This is a genomic window from Desulfosarcina sp. (assembly GCF_033791525.1).
Classification (GTDB): domain Bacteria; phylum Desulfobacterota; class Desulfobacteria; order Desulfobacterales; family Desulfosarcinaceae; genus Desulfosarcina.
The window spans coordinates 1-21,368 of the sequence record NZ_JASJGN010000027.1; the positions used below are offsets into that span (position 1 = coordinate 1).

Here is a 21,368-nt window from a genome sequence, read left to right on the forward strand (position 1 = left end):
AACCAAGCCTACCTGTTGGTGAGACGGTGGGCGCTGCCCGAAGAGACCGTCATCATTCGTGACCTGCTGGTGCGCACCCGGGCCACGGCCCCTCAGACCGGATTGGACCGTCAGCAGCGGCGGATCAACATCCGGAATGCATTCAGCGTGAATCGTCGTTGTCAGACCGCAGGCATGCGGGTGCTGCTGGTGGATGACGTTTTGACCACGGGTGCTACGGTCGACGCCTGTTCCAATGTCCTGATACGTGACGGGGCCGAACGGGTGGATGTGTTGACGTTGGCCCGGGCGCTGTAGAATTTTTCTTAAAACGGACTTTTGATCCAATATCTGCGTTGGTACCGCGTTCCAAATCCTCGACATACTGGAGTATGCCTGCGGTTTGAAACCCGATCCCGCCTTGATCTTGAACCCAAATCCTCATTTTAAGATACATTCTAAGGGCTAATGGTAAATAGCAATACCTGTCAAGCATGAGGTAAATCGTTGTTGCTGTTAAAGGAAAAGGACAATTATCTGTTTCAATTCCTGCCGCTTTTGCGTATCCCGGGACTGGTCCATGTTGTTGTGAGCCGAATGGGGGATGGCAGCCGGCCGCCCTTTGACGGAATGAACCTGGGCCATGGGGTGGGTGACGACCCGGCGGCAGTCACGGCCAACCGGAAACGGTTGCGGAAAATGACCGGTGGCGGCATTCACGTTTACACCCGTCAGAATCACGGCACATCCATCCGGACCATTACCCGGGCGGCAGTTAACCGCGGGGAGGCGATTCAAACCGCGCCGGTGTCGGCCGATGCGCTGATTTCAGATGTGCCGGGTATCCGGCTGTTGATCCAAACGGCGGACTGTCAGGCGGTGATGCTTGTCGATCCGAAAAAACGCGTGGTGGCCAACATCCACTGTGGCTGGCGGGGCAGTGTGGCCGATATTATCGGCCACACCGTCTTGCGGATGGTTGCCGAATTCGGCTGCGATCCAGGGCAGATGACCGCTGCCATCGGTCCTTCCCTGGGTCCCTGCTGTGCGGAGTTTGTCAACTATAAAAAGGAGATCCCGCGACAATTCTGGCCCTTTCGTGTAGGTGCCCACCATTTTGATTTCTGGCGCATCAGCCGGCATCAGTTGACCACGGCCGGCCTGGTGGAAGGCAATGTACATAGTCCCGGCATATGCACCCGGTGCAATCCCCACCTTTTTTTTTCATACCGGTCGGCGCGGGAAACTGGTCGTTTTGCCGCCCTGATCGGGTTAAATAAATAATGATCGAACAAGACACCATCGTATTGAGGAACCAGCCAGCAGCACCGGGCTATTACCGCATGGGGCTATCCTGCGCCGCCGGTTTCGACACCGCTAAACCCGGCCAGTTCATCATGGTCCGCATCGGCACCGAAGCCACACCCCTGTTGCGTCGCCCCTTTTCCCTACTGGGCCTGATCCGGGACGCGGATCGTGTGACGGGGGTAGAAATTTTGTATAAAGTGGTGGGAAAGGGAACCGAACGGTTGTCCCGATGCCGGAACGGTGACCGATTATCCGTGATCGGGCCGCTGGGAAACGCTTTTCTGGTGCCCGACAACTGCCGGCAACTGATCCTCGTGGCCGGCGGGGTCGGTGTGCCCCCCATCCGCTTTCTGGCTCAGTCGATGCTCGAGCGGGAAGGCAGTCTCAATCGGTGCGTGGTATTCGTCGGCGGCCGGACCAAGGACGACCTGGTCTGCATCACCGAATTCGATCTTCCTGGTTTTTTGTTGGACGTGTCTACCGATGACGGCAGTCAGGGGAATCAGGGGATGGTGACCCGCAGCCTGGAGAAGGCCCTGGATGCCGGTCCGGTGGATCTCATCTGCGCCTGTGGCCCGTCTGGGATGCTCAAGGCGGTTTCCGCCATTGCCGCCAAACGCGGCATCCCATGTCAGGTTTCCATCGAGGCCATGATGGCCTGTGGGATGGGCGCCTGCCTGGGATGTGCCGTGAAAGTGCGGGACGACAACGCACGCTACCGGCACGTCTGTGTGGACGGCCCGGTTTTCGAGGCCCACCGGCTCGTGTGGTGATGGTTTTCGGCGCTTCGGAACCACTTTGAGATTGACTTGAATCCCGGGCTGTGTTAGACGCAAACATTCCGATCAAGGCCTGATCTGACGCCACTCTGCGGTCGGAGAAGGGTCGAATCCCATGAAAAAAGAAACGCGAACGTGGATACGAGATCTGGCTTATTATTCGAGCCTGGGTTTCTCGGTGTCACTCTCCATTTTTATCGGACTTGGGATCGGGGTGTACCTGGACAGGCGCTTTGACACGACACCGTGGTTGACGCTTGTTTTCTTGGGGTTCGGCATCGCTGCCGGATACCGCAACATTGGCCTGGCAATTAAAAAGAGCCGCAAATTGTGACCCGTATAGGCTTTAAGGTAACTAATTTGGCAAGGATAAAGGGAGGACGCCGTATTGTAATACTGCAACGACCGATAACGCAGCCCAAATTAATTACCGTTAAACCTACAGCAGCGAAAAATTGTATACAGTGAATAATATTCAGCAGCGCTTGCTCACATTCGTTACGCGATCCAACTGGGTGCTTCTGGCTGCGGTCAGCCTACTGGGACTGCTGGCGGCAAGCCCGGCATTCGCCCGGGGCATCATTTTCGGCGGACTCATCGTCACGATCAACTTTCATCTGCTGGCCCATACCCTGAACAAGGCCCTTCGCCCCCAGCGGCTGACTTCTCCCAACGTGGTCCTGATCAAATACTACATCCGATTCATCATCAGCGGCGTGATTATCTTTTTCCTCATCAGCCAGGAGGTGGTGAATCCCATCGGTCTGTTCATTGGTCTTTCCGTCGTGGTTGCCAGCATCACCCTGGCCACCATGGTTGAGCTAAAAAAATTATTTTTCAAGGAGGCGGTCTAAGGATGGAGCATCCCTATCTATTTTTCGTGAAGATTTTTGAAGCGATCGGGCTGGGGCATTTTGCCCACACATACCCTCATGTGGTCTACTCCTGGGTGCTCATGGCGATCCTGATTATTGCCGGCGCCCTGGCCACCAAAACCATCTCCATGATACCTGGAAAAGCCCAGAACCTATTTGAAGTGATCGTTTTGGGTATCGAAGAGTTCATGGTGGAAACGGCTGGTGAAGAGGCGCGATGGCTCTTTCCCCTGGCGGCCACGATTTTTCTCTACATCTTCATCGGCAACCTGATCGGTATCATCCCCGGGTTCTTTCCACCCACCGCCAACCTCAACACCACGGCCGCCTGCGCCATCGTAGTGGTGGTGTTCACGCACATCATCGGCGTCAAATACCATGGTGCCGCCTACATCAAGCACTTTATGGGGCCGGTCTGGTGGATGGCACCGCTGATCTTTATCATCGAGATCATCGGGCACCTGGCACGGATCCTCTCACTCTCTTTCCGTCTGTTCGGAAACATGATGGGCCACGAGATTGTTCTGGGCATTCTTTTCGGCTTGGCCGGCGCCTTTTTCGCCCCCCTGCCGATCATGGCCCTGGGAATTTTCGTATCCTTCGTGCAGGGGTTCGTCTTTTTTCTCCTGTCCATCATTTACTTCTCCGGGGCCATGGAACACGCCCACTGATGGGGAAGCACTCAAGGGAAACCCGTCGATTCGCCGATGCGGATCATGTCAATCGGCGAATCGACCTGCGTTCAATCGGTTTGTGGTAACTGGTAGAAGCCCTAATCATTAATCTTTTAAAGGAGGTAGTGTAGGATATGGAAGCTCAAGCATTGCAGTTCTTCATCGCGTGTGTGACAGCAGCTGGTTTTGGTATTGCAGTGGCCGCCTTCGGTTGCGGTATTGGACAGGGCATGGGCCTCAAGTCCGCCGTTGAAGGTATCGCCCGGAATCCCGAATCTTCCGGTAAGGTTACCGTGACCTTGCTGATCGGCCTGGCCATGATCGAGTCTCTGTGTATTTACGCACTCGTTGTGGCGCTGATCCTGATCTACGCGCATCCCCAGGCAGGCGCTATTGCCGAGTTGTTTGTAAAATAAGTCCGTACCTGCCACAGACAATCATGAAAAGGGCCGCTGCTTGATTGCCGCGGTCCTTTTTACGTTTGGGTTCAGGGTTCAGGGTTGAGCAAATCGGGTGTTGTTTATTGCGTCGGTGAAATGATCCTGGAAATGAAGGAGAGAAGTAGGGGCGACCCGGCCGGGTCATCCCTACAAACCAGAAACGATAACGCTGAACTCAGCCCCTGAACGTAGAACTTTTTTTAGATATCGGCCCGTGTGGGATTCTTTCACCTCACAGATGGTTTCCGGTGTGCCTGCCGCCACCACAACCCCGCCCGCCTCGCCGCCTTCAGGTCCTAAATCGATGACATAATCGGCGGTTTTGATTACATCCAAATTATGCTCGATCACCACCACCGTATTGCCCGCATCCACCAGGCGGTTGAGTACCCCCAGCAGCTTGCGAATGTCGTCGGGATGCAGCCCTGTAGTGGGTTCGTCCAGAATATAAAGGGTGTTTCCCGTACCCCGCTTGCTCAGTTCCCGGGCCAGTTTGATTCGTTGGGCTTCGCCACCGGAGAGTGTCGTGGCGGACTGGCCGATAGGGACATAGCCGAGCCCGACATCCACCAGCGTTTGAAGTTTGGATCGGATGACATCGATGTTTTGAAACATTGCCAGGCACTGGTCGACGGTCATGTCCAGCAGTTCGGCGATGTTTTTGCCTTTATAGCGGATTTCCAATGTTTCGCGGTTGTATCGCTTGCCCTTGCAGATGTCGCAGGGGACATAGATGTCGGGCAGAAAATGCATCTCGATGCGGATGATCCCGTCTCCTTCACAGGCCTCGCAACGACCGCCGCGAATGTTGAAGCTGAACCGACCGGGTTTGTAGCCGCGCATTCTTGCTTCCGGTGTCCGGCTGAATAGATCCCTGATCGGTGTAAACATGCCGGTATAGGTGCCGGGGTTGGATCGGGGCGTTTTGCCGATGGCAGATTGGTCGATGTCGATGACCTTGTTGATCTTTTCCAGGCCGGTGATCTGCTCGTAATGGCCGGCCTGCAGATTGAGCTGTTGAAGGCTGCGGACGGCTGCCCGGTAAAGGGTCTCCAACACCAGGCTGGATTTACCCGAACCGGAGACACCGGTGACACAGGTGAACACAGCGGTGGGGAAGGATACATCGATCTTTTTAAGGTTGTTCTGACTCGCCCCGACAATACGGATTTCTCCCTGGTCGGCGGGCCTTCGTCTGGCCGGCACGTCGATTTGCAGCCTGCCGGAAAGATATTTGCCGGTCAGGGACCGGTCGTCTTCCAGCATCATGGCCGCTGTTCCTTGAAAGACCACATGGCCACCGTCGATGCCGGCACCGGGCCCCATGTCGACGACATGGTCTGCGGCCAGAATGGTATTTTCGTCATGCTCAACCACCAGGACCGAATTGCCCATGTCGCGCATATTCATGAGCGTATCCAGCAGCCGCTGGTTGTCGCGTTGATGCAGACCGATGCTAGGCTCGTCCAATACATAGAGCACGCCCGTCAACTTAGCGCCGATCTGGGTGGCCAGGCGAATTCGCTGGCTCTCTCCACCAGACAGGGTGTGGGCCGGCCGGTCCAAGGTTAGATAGGAAAGGCCCACATCATTTAAAAAGGCCAGGCGCGCGGCAATCTCCTTGATGATTTTCTCGGAGATCACACCGCGTTTGCCATCGGGCCGGTAGACGTTGAAAAAGCGCTGCAGATCCGTGATGGATTGAGCGGTCAAATCGCCAACGGACTTTCCATCGATCTTAATATGCCGACTCTCCTTGCGCAATCGTGAACCTTGACAATGGGTGCAGGGTGATTCGGCCATGTAGTCGCTCAAGTTTTTTTTCTCGGCGGACGTTACCGCTTCGGCATACTGCTGCTGCAAATACGGGATAATCCCTTCAAATGGCTTCAATCTTTTTTTCATGCGACCGTTTTCATGAATGGTGAAAGGGATCGGCCGGTCCCCTGAACCATGCATGAGCACCGTTTTAAACGTCTCCGTAAAGTCCCGGTAAGGGGTATAGATATCCACGCCGTAGAAGGCGGTGAGATCTTCGAGAAAATCCCAAAAGGCGACTGAACGGCGATGGGCCCAGACGGAGATCGCTCCTTCTCTTAAAGAGAGCTCGGGGTTCGGGACGATCTGCAGGGGCGAAAAGCGCTTAATCGTGCCCAATCCATTGCAATGCGGGCAGGCGCCGTGGGGCGAGTTGAAAGAGAAACTGGCCGGTGACAGTTCCGGATAGCTGACCCCGCAGCGTTTGCAGGCGGCGTTTTCACTAAAAAACAGGGCTTCTGTTACCGCTTCCATGCGTTGGCCGACAAAGGCCACTTCCACCTGTCCCTCGGATCGCGCAATGGCCAGTTCCATCGAGTCCGCCAGGCGGTTGCGGACGCGCGGGTTGAGAATCAGCCGATCAACTACCACATCAATACGCTCGGGAAGGGGATTTGAAAGATCGATGGCACTCTCCAACGCGTGTATTTTCCCATCGATGCGGACACGGGCAAACCCATCTTTTCTCAATCGTTTTAACAGACCCGGGTAACTGCCCGCCGGTTCTTTCGAAAGCGGTGCGAGAACCATCAGCCGGGAGCCTCCGGGCCGTTTCATGACCGCTTTAACCATCTCGTCGATGGTTTGGGCAAGGATGGGCTCGCCGCACTGGTAACAGTGGGCGATCCCGGTACGGGCGTAAAGCAAGCGGATGAAATCATAAATTTCGGTGACTGTGCCCACCGTCGAACGGGGATTGTGGATGGCCGTTTTCTGCTCGATGGCGATGGCTGGAGAGAGGCCCTCGATCAGATCCACATCGGGTTTTTCCAGCCGCTCCAGGAATTGCCGGGCATAGGTGGACAACGATTCCACGTAGCGTCGCTGGCCTTCAGCATACAGGGTGTCGAAGGCCAAGGTGGATTTCCCGGAGCCGGACAGGCCGGTGATAACCACCAGTTGGTTGCGGGGTAGACGCAGGCTGATGTTTTTCAGGTTGTGCTGCCTGGCCCCTTCAATGGTAATTGCGTTTATCGTCGTCACGGATTCGGTTGGGTTGACGGTTCGAGGTTCATGATTGAAGCGGCCGGTTGCCTTTGGGTGCATTGGCGGTCCAGCCAACGGGCCTGGTCCACCGCCATGGTAATGGCCGCCACCATGCTTGCCGGTGAGGCCTGCCCCGTGCCGGCAATGTCGTAGGCGGTGCCGTGGTCAACCGATGTACGGACGATGGGCAGGCCCAAGGTGGTGTTGACGCCGTCATCAAAATGAATCATTTTAAATGGTCCCAGTCCCTGATCATGGTACATGGCCACCACCGCATCATATGCGCCCCGGGATGCCCGGTAAAAGACGGTATCAGGCGGGTGGGGGCCGGTGACCGTAATCCCTCGAGAAGCGGCCATACCGATGGCCGGGCCGATGATTTTTTCCTCTTCGCTGCCGAATAGACCGGATTCTCCGGCGTGCGGGTTGAGTCCGGCCACGGCGATACGCGGCACCCGCAGGCCGAAGCGGGTTTTCAGGGCATGATCGGTCAGGCTGACGATGGTTGCTATGCCTTTTTTGGTCAGGGCTCGGGAGACCTGTCCAATGGGAAGATGAATGGTTGCCAGGACGACCTTAAGCCGCTTTCCGGCCAGCATCATGGCATAATTGTGGGTGTTGGTACACTGGGCCAGAATCTCCGTGTGTCCGTTAAAATGGATATCGGCCATTTTCAATGCCAGTTTGTTGATGGGGCCGGTGGCGATGGCTGCGATCCGGCCGGCCATGGCGTCATCGATCGCCGCATTCAGATAGGCCGCCATGGCCATCCCGGAAATGGGCGTGGGCTGGCCCCATTCACACCCTTCGGTATCCATTCCAGCGGGATTGATTACGGGTATGCCGTCGTGTCCAACACGGATATCGTTGATCGACGACTTTTCTGAGAACTTCAAACGGACGCCGATTGACGCCGCACCAACCCGGAGGCGGGTCGCATCACCGAAAACAAAGGGCCGGCAGCACCGCAAGACGTGCGGATTGGAAAGGGCTTTGGGAATAATTTCCGGGCCGACGCCCACCGGATCCCCCATGGTGATGCCCAGCAGCGGTAAGCTCGCTTTCATGGTTTGGTCGGTCCATGATTGTTGGGTTCAAAAATTCAGTTATCATACTTAGCCGATCCGGGTTTGTAAATTCATTTCCATTTATCCCAGCAATCCAGCACATTTTCGGTCCACCCGTGGCCCACAATCGGTCATGGGCGCGACCGGCAAAGGACAAACCCTGCATCTTTTGGAATCAGCAGTTCAGTTGGATCGCTGATGTTTGATTGAATCCGCTCAAATTTGTAGCGACATAAAGGTATAAAAAAGGAAAACAAAGAAAAAACAAACAAATCGAAGAAAATAAGAGTTTACACGATTGTTTACACATTGTTGATAACTCCCGATCTGCTTAGAATGCTTATGGAAAAATAACGGGTTGAAAAACCTTGTATTTCGAAGCAGTTGCTCGGCAGTTACATGGTAACTAACAGAAAAAATTATAATAAAAAACCTTTTTGAGCAGCGTGCTATCAATTTGATTAACCGACCGTCTTTGACATTGACTTGGAACATCCTATTTTGTAAATAACTCGCCAGTCGTCAATCTTTACGACTACCTTTCCGAAAACCGCAGATAATTAACCAATAGCTCCATATTTTAAACCAATAATCGGCTGTTTCATCAAAGCGCGCAGTCAATTGTAAATGCTGATGAAGGGAATTTATTTTCTAAATGGACCAGATCTGGACGTCAGTGAAAACTCTGCTTAAGGAAAAAGTTCCTGGCCACAGCTACCGAATGTGGATTGAACCCATCGCATTCAGCGACAATGAAAACGGCGCCATGGTGCTGTCCTGCCCCAATCTTTTTTCAAAAAAACGAATATCCGACAATTATGGTCAAATGATCGAAGAGGCTGTTTCCAGGGCGGCGGGCAGGGCCTTCAAGGTCCGCCTGATCGTCGCGTCGAGCCAAGCCGCAGAATGCAAAGAAATTAAACAGGACCGGCAGATGAAACTGCCGCACATCGATTCGCCAACCAATGGCGGCCGACTGCTCAGAAAAGACTACACATTCGATCAGTTCGTCGTCGGCAAGAACAGTGATTTTGCATACTCTGCCGCTCTGTCACTGGCAGCGCGCAACCTGGGAAACCAGAACTCCCTTTATCTGCATTCGAAAACCGGCCTTGGAAAAAGCCACCTCTCCCAAGCGGTGGGGCACCACATTTTTAAAACATTTCCCACTGAAAGGGTCTATTATATCACGGCTGAAGACTTTATGAATGAGATGACCGGTTCCTATCGCAGCAGCAGTATCCATCGATTCAAGGAAAAGTACCGCCAGAACTGCGACGTCCTGCTGCTGGAGGACGTTCACTTTTTGAGCGGAAAAAGCGGGACTCAGGAGGAACTGTCCAATACGCTGGAGTCATTGATGAATGCCAATAAAAAAATCATATACTCCAGCAACTACCTGCCGTCGGACATTCCCAAACTAAATGACAAACTCAAATCGCGGCTCTGCTGCGGCCTGATTTCGAAAATCGATTCACCTGACTATAAGACCCGTCTCCGAATACTCAAAAAGACGGCTTTATCCAGTGGGCACAACATTTCCGAAGAGGTCCTGCAATATTTGGCATCCGAACTGACCGATGATGTGAGGCAACTGAAAAGTGGATTTATCGGTGTCGCCGCCAAGGCATCGCTGCTTGGATCGGATGTGGATTTGGCGCTTGCCCGCAGCGTCGTAAAAAACATCGTTACCTCACGAGACGGTATCACCCTGGATTCTATCAAGCGGCTGGTCTGTAAGTATTACAATGTCAGCATTGCGGACCTCACTTCCCCCTCCCGGCGACAATCCATCGTCCGGCCTCGGCAGGTGGCCATGTACCTCTCCCGGCAGTACACCGACCATTCTCTTCAAACCATCGGCAAGAGTTTCAACCGATATCATGCAACGACCCTGTATGCCCTGAAGGCTGTGGAAAAGGGCGTCAAGGAAAAAGGTCCCTTTCAGAAACATGTCGTGTTTTTGTCCGAGCGTCTGGAAAAAGGAAAGATCTGATTCGGCAGGGAAAACCATGGCGATCAATCCCGACTGTCTGGACAACTGGAACGCATAGTCGGCACTCCCCATTTCTCTTCTCATCGTGAAGATTTGGTCTGCTGCGGTTTTGATGCCACCGCCACCCTTCTTGTCTCCGATGCAGTGGTCTTTCCGGCGTCGGCACAAGAGGTGTCGCAGATCATGACCCTTGCCGTATCATACAAGACCCCGGTGATTCTGCGGGGCGGCGGTTCCGGCATGACCGGCGGGGCTCTGGCCGTCAAAGGTGGAATCGTCGTCTTCAACCGTATGAACCGGATCGTCGAGATCGATCAGGAAAGTCTGATCGCCCGTGTTCAACCTGGTGTGGTCACTGCCGACTTTCAAAATCAAGTAACACGACAAGGGCTGTTTTACCCGCCGGATCCTTCCAGCGCCAGCTTTTCCACCATCGGCGGCAACCTGGCCGAAAACGCCGGTGGACCAAAGGCAGTAAAATACGGCGTTACCCGGGACTATGTGCTGGGGCTTGAAGCGGTGCTTCCGACTGGAGAAATCATAAAGACCGGCGTGCGTTCAGCCAAAGGGGTGGTCGGATACGATCTTACCCGGCTCATCGTCGGGTCCGAAGGCACCCTGGCTCTGATTACCGAGGCAACCTTAACACTGCTGCCGCTGCCCGAAAGCGTGATGACCCTGACGGTTGCCTTCGCCAGTATGAACACGGCCGCGCGTGCGGTTTCTCAAATTATTCGCAGCCATGTTTTTCCCCGAACGATCGAATTCATGGATAATGCCTCTATTTGCTTGGCAGAGTAGTATTTGCAAGTGGGGCTGCCGGTGGATGTTGAGGCTCTGCTGATCATGGAGGTGGACGGAAAACGTCAGGAAATCCGTCAATCGGCCCGGATGCTCGAATATATGAGTCGGCATCTCGGCGCCGTTTCGGTCACCGTGGCTGAAACCGAAGAGCAGGCGCAGCGGCTGTGGCAGGCGAGAAAAGCCATTTCACCGGCGCTGTTCAAACTGGCGCCGCACAAGATCAACGAGGATATCGTGGTCCCCCGAAGCCGGGTGCCAGATCTGGTAGCCAAGATCGACGAACTCAGGCGACAGACCGGCCTTACCATGGTGGCCTTCGGCCACGCGGGTGACGGCAACATCCATTTTAACATCATGCTGGATAAATCCGATCAAACAGCACTGGAAAAGAAAAGGCCAATCGAGCCGTGGATACCCTTTTCGACACCACCCTGGCTCTGGGGGGGACGATCTCCGGGGAACATGGGGTCGGTATCACCAAGGCCCCCTATATTCGTAAAGAGGTCAGTGATGAGGCGATGTCGCTGATGCAGCGCATCAAGCAGGCCTTCGATCCGTTGGGATTGTTGAACCCTGGAAAGATCTTTCCCACGTCACTCGATTAGCGGGGTTGCAACCAAAGGGCCCCTGTGGCAACCGAGAGGGCGCGGTATTTAATTGGCTTTTATAACCATGCTGCCGGCTGAAACCAGCTCTTCCAACATCTCAAACCGTTCATTCTGATCGTTCTCAATGGCGCAACGCAGGCTCAGGGCACACCGTTGGCGACATATCGGATCGTTTCTCCGATATCTGCCGAAACAGCCCAAGTACTGATCAAACGAAAGTTCCATTTCCTGCTCTGATGGTGTCTGCAAATCCGGTTACTCCAGTAAGTTGAGAAGTTCATCATGGATGAGGCCGTTGGTGCTCACAATTTCATCCTTGTCGATGGCGTAGGGGGCACCCGAAAAAACTGTAGTTCGGGCACCGGCTTCTGTGGCCACCAAAAAACCGGCGGCGGTATCCCAGGGTTTGAGATGCTGCTCCCAGAAGCCGTCAAAGCGGCCGCTGGCCACATAGCATAAATCCAGGGCTGCCGATCCCAGTCGACGGACCCCCTGTGTTGCCGTCAGGCAACTGCCAAAACGCCCCATCAATGGCTCGAATATAGTCTGGTGATCGTAGGGGAAACCGGTGACCAGCAGGCTGTCGGCAAGTATGGGGGTGTTGGATACGGAAATGTATATTCCGTTGAGTTGGGCCCCCTGGTCCTTGACCCCCACGAACAGTTCGCCCAAAAGGGGGGCCAGGACAAATCCGGCCAAGATGCGGTCATCGACCGCAAAGGCGATGGAGACACAGAACAGCGGCAGGTTGTGGGCAAAATTGGTCGTACCATCCAGCGGATCAATGATCCATCTGCCACCGCTGCCCGCATGTGTCCCGCTCTCTTCTGCTAAAATGGCGTGGTCGGGAAAAGCCTTGGCGATGGTGTCGATGATTGTCGCTTCGGATCGGATGTCAGCTTCGGAGACCAAATCGATAGCCCCTTTTTTACGGACTGATCGAAGTTTGCCGAAATGCTCCCGCAGAACCTTGCCACCGTTGCAGGCAGCAGCGATCCCCACACGTTTGATCCGTTCTATTTCCATAAGAGAAAACATCTACAAATATTTGGCACAGTCTGTCAACTGAATTATCGGGATAACGCTAACCATTCAATATACAATAATATTTACGTTCTCTGCCTGTTTAAGCGGTGTTCCCATACAGGTGTTCCACGGCAGCTTCCATTTTTTCCGACAGGGGCTTGAGCGTCGACCGGTTTAATGCACTGACCGCGATGCCATCCAGTCGCCGGATCAGACCTTTACGGATTTCCGGATTCACCCGATCCATTTTATTGAGCACCCGGATCATGGGAATGCTGCACAGGTTAAGCTCGTCAAGGATCGTTTCAACAGAACGGATCTGGTCCGGGTGGCGTGGATTGCTGATATCGATGATGTGCAGCAGCAGATCGGCATTTTCCAGTTCTTCCAGGGTGGCCCGGAAAGCAGCCATCAACTCCTTGGGCAGATCCCGGATAAATCCCACGGTATCGGTAATGATCACCTCGATGTCCCTGGGAAACCGAAGTCGCCGGCTGGACGGGTCGAGGGTGGCGAACAGCTTGTTTTCAGCCAGCACCCGGCTGTGGGTCAACTGGTTGAGAAGGGTTGATTTTCCCGCATTGGTGTAGCCGATAATGGAGATGATGGGCAGGCCCTTTTTGCTTCGTCGGCTTCGCTGCTGGCTGCGGTTTTTCTGAACGGTGGCGACTGCCTGCTCAAGGCGCCGAATGCGGTCTCTGGCCCGTCTCCGGCTGATTTCGAGCCGGGTTTCCCCCGGGCCGCGCCCGCCGATGCCGCCTGTGAGCCGGGACATGGCGGTGTCCTTCGTAACCAGTCGGGGAAGGATATATTTCAACTGGGCCAGCTCCACCTGCAGTTTACCTTCCCGGGTCTGGGCCCGCTGGGCGAAGATATCGAGTATCAATTGCGTCCGGTCGATCACTTTGATTTCCGTGCGGTCGGCAATGGAGCGAATCTGGGATGGATTGAGCTCCTGGTCGAAGATGATCAATGTTGCACCCCGGTGAAGGGCCATGATGGACAGTTCGTCTAGTTTGCCGCTTCCCATGAGAAAACGGGGATTGGCTTTCTTCCGCTGCTGCAGAACCGTGTCGATAATGCTGATATTGGCCGTCCGGGTCAGTTCCTCCAACTCATCCAGTGAATCGACGGCATCTTTTCGGGGGCCGGTAAAGACGCTGACCAGCAACGCGCGTTCGGCCCCCGCCTGGCCGCCGGTGTCAGTCTTTTTTCGGGCCAATTCGGCTTCGAGCGCCTGGATCAGGCTTAAGCAGTCGATTTCCGGCCGGAAGGGCGGGATCGGATCCATGATCTGGTAGGGGCTCGATTCGTTTGCACCCGGAAGGATATGGGCCCAGTGGATCAATGCCGGTTCACCGGATCCAGTCATGGTGACAACTGCCATGAGATCTAGTCGAAGGAGAGCCAGGTCGGTCAGGTCGTCCTGGGTGAGGGGCGTTTCGTTCAGATGCGTGTGGATGCACCGGAGCCCCCGCAGACGGTCCGGTGCCAACCGGTAATCCTTCAGATCCGGGATAACAATTCGGTCCACTTCTCCCATCAAGATTTGAACAATCCTACCGCTGCGGTCGATGAGAAGGCCTATCTGTCGGCTGGTTTCAGCTGAAAGGGCGCAAAGGTCTCGGCACAATTCGTGGGAGATGATGTCCTGGGGGGGGACGCGTCGTCGGCTTAGATTTTCCAACCGCCTGATTTGGCTGGCCTTGAGTCCCAACAGGTTGCCGAAGATCTCTTTCATTCAGTGGCCAGGTTTTCGAATCGCGTGTAAGATTTCAAGAAGGCCAGGGGTGCCATGCCGGTGGGACCGTTTCTCTGTTTCGCCAGAATGATTTCCGCCGTGCCCCGGTGGGGACTGTTCTCGTCACGGTTGTAGACTTCATCCCTGTAGATGAAGGCCACCAGGTCAGCGTCCTGCTCCAAGGCACCGGACTCCCTCAGGTCTGACAATTGGGGACGTTTGTCGCTTCTTTCCTCCAGTTTCCGGTTGAGCTGGGACAGGGCGACGACAGGTATGTTCAGTTCCTTGGCCAGAATTTTCAGCGACCGGGAGATATCCGATATTTCAAGGTCCCGTCGTTCGATATTGGCGTTGCCCCGCATGAGCTGAAGATAGTCGATGATGATCATGCCCAGGCCCTTGTCCATTTTCATGCGCATGGATTTGGTCCGGATGGACGTGGTCGAAATATCCGGTGAGTCATCGATAAAGAGTGGGGCTTCGGTCAGCCGACCGGCTGCGTCAGTGATTCGGTTCCAGTCTTCCTTGTTCAAAAAACCGCTGCGGATGCGGGATGAGTCCACCCGGGCCTCAGCGCAGAGCATGCGCAAGGAGAGCTGTTCTTTTGACATTTCAAGTGAGAAGATGGCCACGGGCACTTGGCCTTCGATGGCTGCATTGCGCGCCATATTCAGGGCAAAGGCTGTTTTCCCCATGGCCGGGCGGCCGGCGATAATGATCAAATCGGAGTTTTGAAATCCAGAGGTGAGCGCGTCCACCTTTGAGAAACCGGTGGTGACGCCGGTGACCAGAGCCCGGTTGCCCTGCCGCTCCTCTAACGCGTCGATGTTGGATTCGATAATCTTGCTGATGGGAAAAAAAGCCTGCTTGGTCTTTCCTTCGGAAATCTCAAAAATGGCGCTTTGGGCAAATTCGACGACACTTTCGACTTCTCCACGGTCGTCAAAACACCGATTGGAAATGGTGTTGGAACGTTCTATGAGACGCCTTAAGATGGCTTTGTCGTGAATGATCCGCGCGTAGTGGTGCGCATTGACTGCCATGGGCACGGCATCCACCAGTCGGGCCAAATAGGCGGCCCCGCCGATTTTTTCCAACTCGTCCTTTTCTCGAAGCAGGTTGCTCAAGGTGACCAGATCTACCGGTTCACTCTTGGCATAGAGCGTCTCTATGGCAGCAAAGGTGATCTTGTGGGCAGTTTTGTAGAAATCATCTGCAGACAGGATCTCGAGAATATCAATGAGTGTGCTGTTGTCGATCAGAATGGCACTGAGAATCGATTCTTCGGCCTCGATGCTTTGGGGCGGAAGTTTATGGAATGCGGGGTCTTTGGGTACCGGATGTTGGGTGTTGGGCATACAATAACACCTGATTTTACAGTGTGTCGGAGGCTTCTATCTGCAAACAAACGATTATCAAAAAATAAATTACAATAACCAAAAACCAAATAACCAATAAATCACAATAGCTAAATTCAAAATTCCAAACCTATCGATCTTAAAAAAAGGAGATTCCATTCATCAATAGTGGGGAAACTAAAAGACAAACAACGGTTGGTTTTTGCCCTTTTTTGAGATTTGTAGTTTGGTGTTAGCAATTTGTTATTTTTGGTTTACCCGGGTTAGCTATACTACCAGGAGCCTTTTGCCGCCTTGGCTCAAGAACTCCCGGTAATCGGTCATGAATTAGGCTTCCTCGGGGACGACTTCCACGGTGATTTCCGGTTTGATGCCTTGGTATACGCGGATGGGAACCTTGAATGTGCCAATGTTTTTAATCGGTTCATTGAGCAGCACCATCCGTTTTTCCACATCGACATCCTGTTTCTTCAGGGCGACAATGATGTCTCGGACGGTTACGGAACCATAAAGCTTATCCGCTTCGTGGACCTTTGATGCAATGGTCACCATAACGGCCTCAAGACGGTTGGCCATCTCTTGGGCGAACTCTTTTTCTTTTGCAATCTGCAGTTCGAATTTGGCCTTTTCCTGCTCGAGTATTTTGCGTTGCTGCGGGGTGGCCGGAACGGCTTTTCGCTGGGGGAGCAGGTAATTGCGCGCATATCCGTCCGCCACATTGACTTCGCTTCCGATGATGCCCAACGAACTGATGGTTTCCTTCAAAATAACTTTCATGCTTTACCTCCAAAAAAAGGACCGCCTGGAATTCACGAGGGTAGGTCCGGTTCATGCTTATTGGTGTCAATTTTTCGAAAATTGATCCACATGTCAAATAGCCCGATGCAGATGATTACCAGCAGGAATAGCTGTTGCAAAGCGATCATCATGTACAGGACCACCCGAATGGCCCGTGGCAATTTCTTTTTTTCAAAGAAAAACGAAACGATGGCAATACCCTGGAAGAAATAGATCGTCAGCAGCACCAACAGGCCGTTGACACCGATCAGCCGGATATCCGTTGCGGGCAGAAATAGGATCAGTCCGCAGCCGATGACACCCCAAATCAGCGGTTCGGGAGCCCGCCACTGGTTGAGATGGCCGAAGTCCGGAAAAGAAAGGCCCCGGCGCTCCATAATCGGCCGCGCGGCAATTAAGTTTGTCCAAGCCACAAACAGCGTGGACGCGGCGGCCAGTGAAGGCAGAATCCGCACCAGCACAAATTGAATCTGGTCAAGGGAGCCGGAAATGGTATCAATGGTTTCCTGCGGGATGCCAATACCTTTATATAGGTCGAGGGACAGCGCCAGATTGGTTGCTACGTAAGCCGAAACCAAGGCGTATATCCCTGTGTTGGCGACCATGCTGTAAAGCAGGATACCTGCCAGGCCGGCTCCTAACACAATGCAGCAGGCGGCCACGACGGTCATCTCCACGGACAGCTCTTTTTCGAACATCTCGCTGATGGCAAACCCCAGAAACATGAGCCCTGAAAAAAAGAGGATATCCATCGTTAACCCACCAAAGACAAGGCCCATCACCGCGATGGCCACCAGCGGGACTATCATGCCGTGGCGTCTGCCCAGTTTTGCCCGGTAAAAAAGAATCGGCAGGGGAATGAACATAGAGAAGAGAAAGCCCACCACCGGCATAAAGACCGACACGGAAAAGATGACGAGGGTGGCCATTACGCCGGTAGCGATATCTTTCGATACTTCACTTTGAAATGGCAACGGTGCCATCCGCTTCTCCTGGAAATAGGCGTTCTTGTCCCGCCGGCTAAGCTTGACCGACTACAGGTCAAAGTTCCCAACGTATGGCAGCAGGGCAATGGTCCGTGCACGCTTAATGGCATGGGTCACGGCCCGCTGGTGTTTGGCGCAGGCGCCCGAAATTCTCCGAGGGATGATCTTTCCTCGTTCGGTGGTGAAATACTTCAGCGCTCGGGGATCCTTGTAGTCGATTATAAGGCTCTGGTCTGCGCAGAATCGGCAGACTTTGCGCCGGTGGAAAATTCTTCTTTTCTTTCTTCGGGGGCGGGGTTTTGAAACGGCCATGGGTTACTCCTCTTTTTTATCTTCGATAGGTTCATTGTTCTCGGTTGGTGCTTCAGTTTCAACGGCCACGTCAGCCTTTTCGGCTGCCGCCTTCTCTGCCGCTGCCGCCTTCTCTGCCGCTGCCGCCTTCTCTGCCGCTGCCGCCTTCTCTGCCGTTGCCGCCTTCTCCGCCGTTGCCGCCTGTTCCGCCGTTGCCGCCTGTTCCGCCGCAGCCGCTTTCTCCGCCAGGTCAGCTTTGATGGCGTCGAGGTCAGCATTTTCATCCAGCAGGACTGTCATGAACTTCATGACTTTGTCGTCAATTCTGAAGAACCGTTCCATCTCCTGAATTAATGCCCCGTCACCGCAATAATCCAATCTTACATAGTGTCCCCGATTTTTTTTCTTGATATCGGAGGCCAGTTTCTTGGTCCCCCAGTCATCCGTTTCGATCAGAAACCCATTGTACTGGGGAATCAGATCGTTTAGACGCTCGAAGATCGGCGTTTCTGCCTCCTTCGAGAGGTCGGGGTCAATAATAACGATCGTTTCGTACCGCTTCATAAAACCTCCTTGTGGCTTTACAGCCCCGGCCAAGGACCGGAGCAAGGATGAGTGATTCCATCGGAATCAATAAAAATTAATACAAATATCATCAACCGAAAAAAACTGTCAAGAGCTTAGTACAACTCACAAGGTTTCCATCGCTGGCGGTGGGTTATTGCTGTGCACCATAAAAAAAGGGGCGGCATTACCGTCCCTTGGAAAAAACGTTGGTGGGCCGTGAAGGAATCGAACCTTCAACCTACTGATTAAGAGTCAGGTGCTCTGCCTGATTGAGCTAACGGCCCAATGAACATGTTACACGAATTTATTCATCGAACAAAAAGTTCACATATCAATCCTGAAACGACTTGTCAAAAAGAAAATTTAGCTTCAAAAATTACGCTCGACCCCTCATTTTTTGCATGTTATCCTGTCTTGTCAAGTTATGAATAGATTTTTCATCGTCGTCTGGTTTGTTTCCGCGACTTTTTCCAGGCGATGTCCTTTTCCCTGCGTTGCTTGCGGGTCAATTTTTTAGGTTCGACGGTTTCTACCTGCTCGGTCATGTCCGGAAAAAAACTGCCGGGGAATTTGTCCCGTTCTTTAAGTTTGGGAGGCTCTTTGTGTTTGACCATCTTCGGTTCTTTGGGCAGGGGCGGTGCCGTAAAACATCCCACGGGGATGCTTCTTGCCAGGAAAAGCGTTTCCCCAGCCTGTAAAAAGAGGGTTCCCTGCTTGATGGCGTTTTCGACACTGACGGTTAGAAACGCAGGAGACGCATGGATTCGTCTGCCGATTCGTTTGGCCATTTTTTTATCGGAGGAGAAGACCACATGCTTGCGTCCCATGGGAAGAATTCCCTTTTCCAGAATCACGTGCAACGCGTTCGGGCGCAGACAGGTAAAAAGCAGTTTTGGCAGGTGTTCTGGTGACACCCGTTTGGGGATCTGTTGTCCATCCTTGGCACGGATTCGGTTTTCATTGATTTCAAGGGGTGGATTCGGCAGGGATACCATCATCTCGTTGATATTGGCCTGGCGAAACGACCGCCACCCATCTTCTTCATGGATGGCCTTGAGCAGGTCTTTGATTTTGACATACCTTTCCTTGTCCGGCACCAGGCCGAATTCATCCGGTCTAGACCCCAGGATGTATTTAAGGAACTTGGCCTGCTTTTTTAAATCATTCATATGGGTATGCCTCTTCAAGTAAATTGTGATACCTTTTTAGGGGTGATAGTCCGACAAATACAACTACTATTTTGCTATTCCCCATGAAAGCAGGATGCTTGACCTGATATCATGTCTCTGATAATAAACCTGAGATGAGCGTTTCAAATTATAAGAATATGGGATTTCAATATAATTTCAAAGGATTTGATTCATTTGTGGAGGAAATATATTCATGAACCATCAAAAATCACGAACACTATTTGCGTCTGCCGTCAAAGTCATTCCCGGGGGTGTGAACAGCCCGGTACGTGCCTGCAAGTCTGTTGGATGCGAGCCCCTGTTCATCGACAGGGCTGACGGCTGCATGATCTACGATACAGACGGGAACGGCTATATCGATTATGTGGGATCCTGGGGCCCTATGATCCTGGGACACCGGCATTCATCCGTAATTAAGGCGATTGCTTCAACCATGAATCGGGGTACCAGTTTTGGCGCTCCCACGGATCTTGAGATTGAGCTGGCGGAGATGGTGGTGGCGGCGGTACCGTCCATGGAAATGGTGCGCTTTGTCAATTCCGGCACCGAGGCCACCATGAGTGCCATCCGTCTGGCAAGAGGGGTTACCGGACGCGATCTGATCATCAAGTTCGATGGGTGCTATCATGGTCATGCCGACACGCTCCTGGTGGAAGCAGGCTCGGGTGTGGCGACACTGGGCATACCTGGCAGCCCGGGTGTACCGGAGTGTTTTGCTGAGAAAACCCTGTCTCTCCCGTACAACGACATCGACCAGATCAGTCGTGTCATGAAGGAAAAGGGCGCAGATGTGGCTTGTGTGATTGTCGAGCCCGTGGCTGGTAATATGGGATTGGTGCCGCCCGTGCAAGGCTTTCTGGAAGCGTTGCGTGAGTTGACACATGCGACGGGCAGCCTCCTTATTTTTGATGAGGTTATTACTGGTTTTCGTGTGGCCTACGGTGGGGCTCAGGCGCGATACAACATCATGCCGGATATTACGACACTGGGGAAGATCATCGGTGGGGGCATGCCCGTGGGTGCTTACGGCGGGAGCCGGGAGATCATGTCCAGAATCGCTCCGGAGGGACCGGTCTATCAGGCAGGAACCCTGTCCGGGAACCCATTGGCCATGTCGGCGGGAATTGCCATGCTCAAGGAATTAAGACAACCGGGATTTTATGAGCATTTGGACCAACGCGCTGAAAGCCTGGAACAGGGATTGCGCGCCGCTATTGAAAAGACAGGTGTTCCCGCACAGGTCGGCAGGGTCGCTTCCATTCTGGGTCTGTTTTTTACCCGGCAACCTGTTCAAAATATAGAGGATGCCAAAACATCCAACCTGGAAATGTTCTCCGCTTATTATGCCGGGATGCGCGAGCAGGGGATATATCTGGCCCCATCGCAATTCGAATCCATGTTTGTATCGGCAGCCCATGAGAAAGAGCAGATTGAGAAGACCATCGATGCCGCGGAGAAAGTATTTAGAAATCGATTATAAAGGATAGCGATAAGCCGTAAGCTCTAAGCAGCTTACAGCATATCGCTTACAGCTTCTTATGGATAAGGACACCATACAAGACATACTGGGAAGCGGCAGCCCGGAAATCGAAGCCCTCAAAGAGAATCTGGAGCTATTGACCGGCTTCATAGCGCTCGTGGATACGGTTGACAAACTACCGGAAATGGATCGCCGGGTGTCCGAAGATGGACTGAGTCTTTACCATGCCATTTCCAAAGAAAAGGAGATGGTGGTTCTCGAAACGGCTATCAAAGCGTTTTTTGGTGAACCCATAAAACGGTCAGGGGAACAACTTTCAGCTGATCTGGCTGATAACCAGACCATTAGTTATCTGGGGGGTGTCAAAAAGGATCAAA

21 protein-coding genes, 1 tRNA gene and 1 pseudogene are annotated in these 21,368 nt (G+C 53.3%); 12 read left to right on the forward strand and 11 right to left on the reverse strand.

All coding sequences use genetic code 11. The features are described 5' to 3' along the window. The 7 genes from QNK41_RS01240 to atpE all read left to right on the forward strand — a co-directional run. Window positions 1-297, forward strand: a 297-nt coding sequence (locus QNK41_RS01240; protein WP_319252929.1) for a ComF family protein, incomplete at its 5' end; no start/stop codon positions are given. Window positions 298-486: 189 nt separating this feature from the next. After that, complete coding sequence (gene pgeF, locus QNK41_RS01245) at window positions 487-1,263, forward strand: peptidoglycan editing factor PgeF (RefSeq protein WP_319252931.1); 777 nt, start codon at window positions 487-489, stop codon at window positions 1,261-1,263. Continuing rightward, window positions 1,263-2,060 carry a dihydroorotate dehydrogenase electron transfer subunit gene (locus QNK41_RS01250; protein ID WP_319252933.1) on the forward strand — a complete coding sequence of 266 codons (798 nt, stop codon included), beginning with the start codon at window positions 1,263-1,265 and terminating at the stop codon, window positions 2,058-2,060. Before pgeF ends, QNK41_RS01250 begins: the two co-directional genes overlap by 1 nt. A 121-nt stretch (window positions 2,061-2,181) precedes the next feature. Beyond that, window positions 2,182-2,400, forward strand: a complete 219-nt coding sequence (locus QNK41_RS01255; RefSeq protein WP_319252935.1) for an AtpZ/AtpI family protein — start codon at window positions 2,182-2,184, stop codon at window positions 2,398-2,400. Between the two features lie 130 nt (window positions 2,401-2,530). Next, entirely contained in the window at window positions 2,531-2,920 is a 390-nt protein-coding gene (locus tag QNK41_RS01260; protein WP_319252968.1) for an ATP synthase subunit I, read from the forward strand. Between the two features lie 2 nt (window positions 2,921-2,922). Further along, on the forward strand, window positions 2,923-3,612 hold the full coding sequence (atpB, locus tag QNK41_RS01265) for a F0F1 ATP synthase subunit A (RefSeq protein ID WP_319252937.1): 690 nt from the start codon (window positions 2,923-2,925) through the stop codon (window positions 3,610-3,612). A 137-nt stretch (window positions 3,613-3,749) separates the two neighbouring features. Beyond that, window positions 3,750-4,031: an ATP synthase F0 subunit C gene (atpE, locus tag QNK41_RS01270; RefSeq protein ID WP_319252939.1), complete on the forward strand. Its 282-nt coding sequence runs from the start codon at window positions 3,750-3,752 to the stop codon at window positions 4,029-4,031. 171 nt (window positions 4,032-4,202) lie between these two features. On the opposite strand, the gene uvrA is transcribed toward atpE, so the two are convergent. Both uvrA and pdxA read right to left on the reverse strand, forming a co-directional pair. Further along, window positions 4,203-7,139, reverse strand: a complete 2,937-nt coding sequence (gene uvrA / locus QNK41_RS01275) for an excinuclease ABC subunit UvrA (protein WP_319252941.1) — start codon at window positions 7,137-7,139, stop codon at window positions 4,203-4,205. After that, window positions 7,073-8,146, reverse strand: coding sequence for a 4-hydroxythreonine-4-phosphate dehydrogenase PdxA (gene pdxA, locus QNK41_RS01280; protein ID WP_319252943.1), 1,074 nt, complete (start codon window positions 8,144-8,146; stop codon window positions 7,073-7,075). Before pdxA ends, uvrA begins: the two co-directional genes overlap by 67 nt. Before the next feature lie 655 nt (window positions 8,147-8,801). On the opposite strand from pdxA, the gene dnaA reads away from it, so the two are divergent. The 3 genes and pseudogenes from dnaA (at window position 8,802) to QNK41_RS01295 (ending at window position 11,551) form a co-directional block, all read left to right on the forward strand. Then, window positions 8,802-10,142 carry a chromosomal replication initiator protein DnaA gene (dnaA, locus tag QNK41_RS01285; protein ID WP_319252945.1) on the forward strand — a complete coding sequence of 447 codons (1,341 nt, stop codon included), beginning with the start codon at window positions 8,802-8,804 and terminating at the stop codon, window positions 10,140-10,142. 183 nt (window positions 10,143-10,325) lie between these two features. Further along, window positions 10,326-11,261, forward strand: a pseudogene (locus tag QNK41_RS01290) (FAD-binding oxidoreductase); the annotation flags it as partial. A 92-nt stretch (window positions 11,262-11,353) separates the two neighbouring features. Further along, window positions 11,354-11,551, forward strand: coding sequence for an FAD-binding oxidoreductase (locus QNK41_RS01295; RefSeq protein WP_319252947.1), 198 nt, complete (start codon window positions 11,354-11,356; stop codon window positions 11,549-11,551). A 258-nt stretch (window positions 11,552-11,809) separates the two neighbouring features. Here the strand turns inward: QNK41_RS01295 and QNK41_RS01300 are convergent, their stop codons facing one another. The 9 genes from QNK41_RS01300 to QNK41_RS01340 form a co-directional block, all read right to left on the reverse strand. Further along, window positions 11,810-12,580 (reverse strand): inositol monophosphatase family protein, encoded by a 771-nt coding sequence (locus tag QNK41_RS01300; RefSeq protein WP_319252949.1) that lies wholly within the window; start codon window positions 12,578-12,580, stop codon window positions 11,810-11,812. 100 nt (window positions 12,581-12,680) lie between these two features. Continuing rightward, window positions 12,681-14,321 carry a GTPase HflX gene (gene hflX, locus QNK41_RS01305; RefSeq protein WP_319252951.1) on the reverse strand — a complete coding sequence of 547 codons (1,641 nt, stop codon included), beginning with the start codon at window positions 14,319-14,321 and terminating at the stop codon, window positions 12,681-12,683. Beyond that, window positions 14,318-15,679 (reverse strand): replicative DNA helicase, encoded by a 1,362-nt coding sequence (gene dnaB, locus QNK41_RS01310; protein WP_319252953.1) that lies wholly within the window; start codon window positions 15,677-15,679, stop codon window positions 14,318-14,320. Before dnaB ends, hflX begins: the two co-directional genes overlap by 4 nt. 327 nt (window positions 15,680-16,006) lie before the next feature. After that, window positions 16,007-16,456 carry a 50S ribosomal protein L9 gene (rplI, locus tag QNK41_RS01315; RefSeq protein WP_319252955.1) on the reverse strand — a complete coding sequence of 150 codons (450 nt, stop codon included), beginning with the start codon at window positions 16,454-16,456 and terminating at the stop codon, window positions 16,007-16,009. A gap of 32 nt (window positions 16,457-16,488) precedes the next feature. Further along, the gene (locus tag QNK41_RS01320) at window positions 16,489-17,460 is read right to left on the reverse strand and encodes a YybS family protein (protein ID WP_319252957.1); all 972 of its coding nucleotides are present in this window, start codon (window positions 17,458-17,460) and stop codon (window positions 16,489-16,491) included. Between the two features lie 51 nt (window positions 17,461-17,511). Next, window positions 17,512-17,775 carry a 30S ribosomal protein S18 gene (gene rpsR, locus QNK41_RS01325; protein ID WP_319252959.1) on the reverse strand — a complete coding sequence of 88 codons (264 nt, stop codon included), beginning with the start codon at window positions 17,773-17,775 and terminating at the stop codon, window positions 17,512-17,514. Between the two features lie 3 nt (window positions 17,776-17,778). Beyond that, window positions 17,779-18,318 (reverse strand): 30S ribosomal protein S6, encoded by a 540-nt coding sequence (gene rpsF, locus QNK41_RS01330; RefSeq protein ID WP_319252961.1) that lies wholly within the window; start codon window positions 18,316-18,318, stop codon window positions 17,779-17,781. 210 nt (window positions 18,319-18,528) lie between these two features. Then, window positions 18,529-18,605, reverse strand: a tRNA-Lys gene (locus QNK41_RS01335). Between the two features lie 153 nt (window positions 18,606-18,758). Further along, on the reverse strand, window positions 18,759-19,490 hold the full coding sequence (locus tag QNK41_RS01340) for an RNA 2'-phosphotransferase (RefSeq protein WP_319252963.1): 732 nt from the start codon (window positions 19,488-19,490) through the stop codon (window positions 18,759-18,761). A 214-nt stretch (window positions 19,491-19,704) separates the two neighbouring features. On the opposite strand from QNK41_RS01340, the gene hemL reads away from it, so the two are divergent. After that, on the forward strand, window positions 19,705-20,991 hold the full coding sequence (gene hemL / locus QNK41_RS01345) for a glutamate-1-semialdehyde 2,1-aminomutase (protein ID WP_319252965.1): 1,287 nt from the start codon (window positions 19,705-19,707) through the stop codon (window positions 20,989-20,991). A 58-nt stretch (window positions 20,992-21,049) separates the two neighbouring features. Beyond that, on the forward strand, window positions 21,050-21,368 hold a 319-nt coding region (locus QNK41_RS01350), incomplete at its 3' end, for a hypothetical protein (RefSeq protein ID WP_319252967.1).

Coding starts and splice junctions, on each gene's coding strand:
- hflX (WP_319252951.1), bottom strand. CDS start 14,321: ATGAAAGAGATCTTCGGCAACCTGTTGGGACTCAAGGCCAGCCAAATC.
- dnaA (WP_319252945.1), top strand. CDS start 8,802: ATGGACCAGATCTGGACGTCAGTGAAAACTCTGCTTAAGGAAAAAGTT.
- QNK41_RS01300 (WP_319252949.1), bottom strand. CDS start 12,580: ATGGAAATAGAACGGATCAAACGTGTGGGGATCGCTGCTGCCTGCAAC.
- QNK41_RS01320 (WP_319252957.1), bottom strand. CDS start 17,460: ATGGCACCGTTGCCATTTCAAAGTGAAGTATCGAAAGATATCGCTACC.
- uvrA (WP_319252941.1), bottom strand. CDS start 7,139: ATGCACCCAAAGGCAACCGGCCGCTTCAATCATGAACCTCGAACCGTC.
- QNK41_RS01250 (WP_319252933.1), top strand. CDS start 1,263: ATGATCGAACAAGACACCATCGTATTGAGGAACCAGCCAGCAGCACCG.
- atpE (WP_319252939.1), top strand. CDS start 3,750: ATGGAAGCTCAAGCATTGCAGTTCTTCATCGCGTGTGTGACAGCAGCT.
- rpsF (WP_319252961.1), bottom strand. CDS start 18,318: ATGAAGCGGTACGAAACGATCGTTATTATTGACCCCGACCTCTCGAAG.
- hemL (WP_319252965.1), top strand. CDS start 19,705: ATGAACCATCAAAAATCACGAACACTATTTGCGTCTGCCGTCAAAGTC.
- pdxA (WP_319252943.1), bottom strand. CDS start 8,146: ATGAAAGCGAGCTTACCGCTGCTGGGCATCACCATGGGGGATCCGGTG.
- dnaB (WP_319252953.1), bottom strand. CDS start 15,679: ATGCCCAACACCCAACATCCGGTACCCAAAGACCCCGCATTCCATAAA.
- QNK41_RS01255 (WP_319252935.1), top strand. CDS start 2,182: ATGAAAAAAGAAACGCGAACGTGGATACGAGATCTGGCTTATTATTCG.
- QNK41_RS01340 (WP_319252963.1), bottom strand. CDS start 19,490: ATGAATGATTTAAAAAAGCAGGCCAAGTTCCTTAAATACATCCTGGGG.
- rpsR (WP_319252959.1), bottom strand. CDS start 17,775: ATGGCCGTTTCAAAACCCCGCCCCCGAAGAAAGAAAAGAAGAATTTTC.
- atpB (WP_319252937.1), top strand. CDS start 2,923: ATGGAGCATCCCTATCTATTTTTCGTGAAGATTTTTGAAGCGATCGGG.
- rplI (WP_319252955.1), bottom strand. CDS start 16,456: ATGAAAGTTATTTTGAAGGAAACCATCAGTTCGTTGGGCATCATCGGA.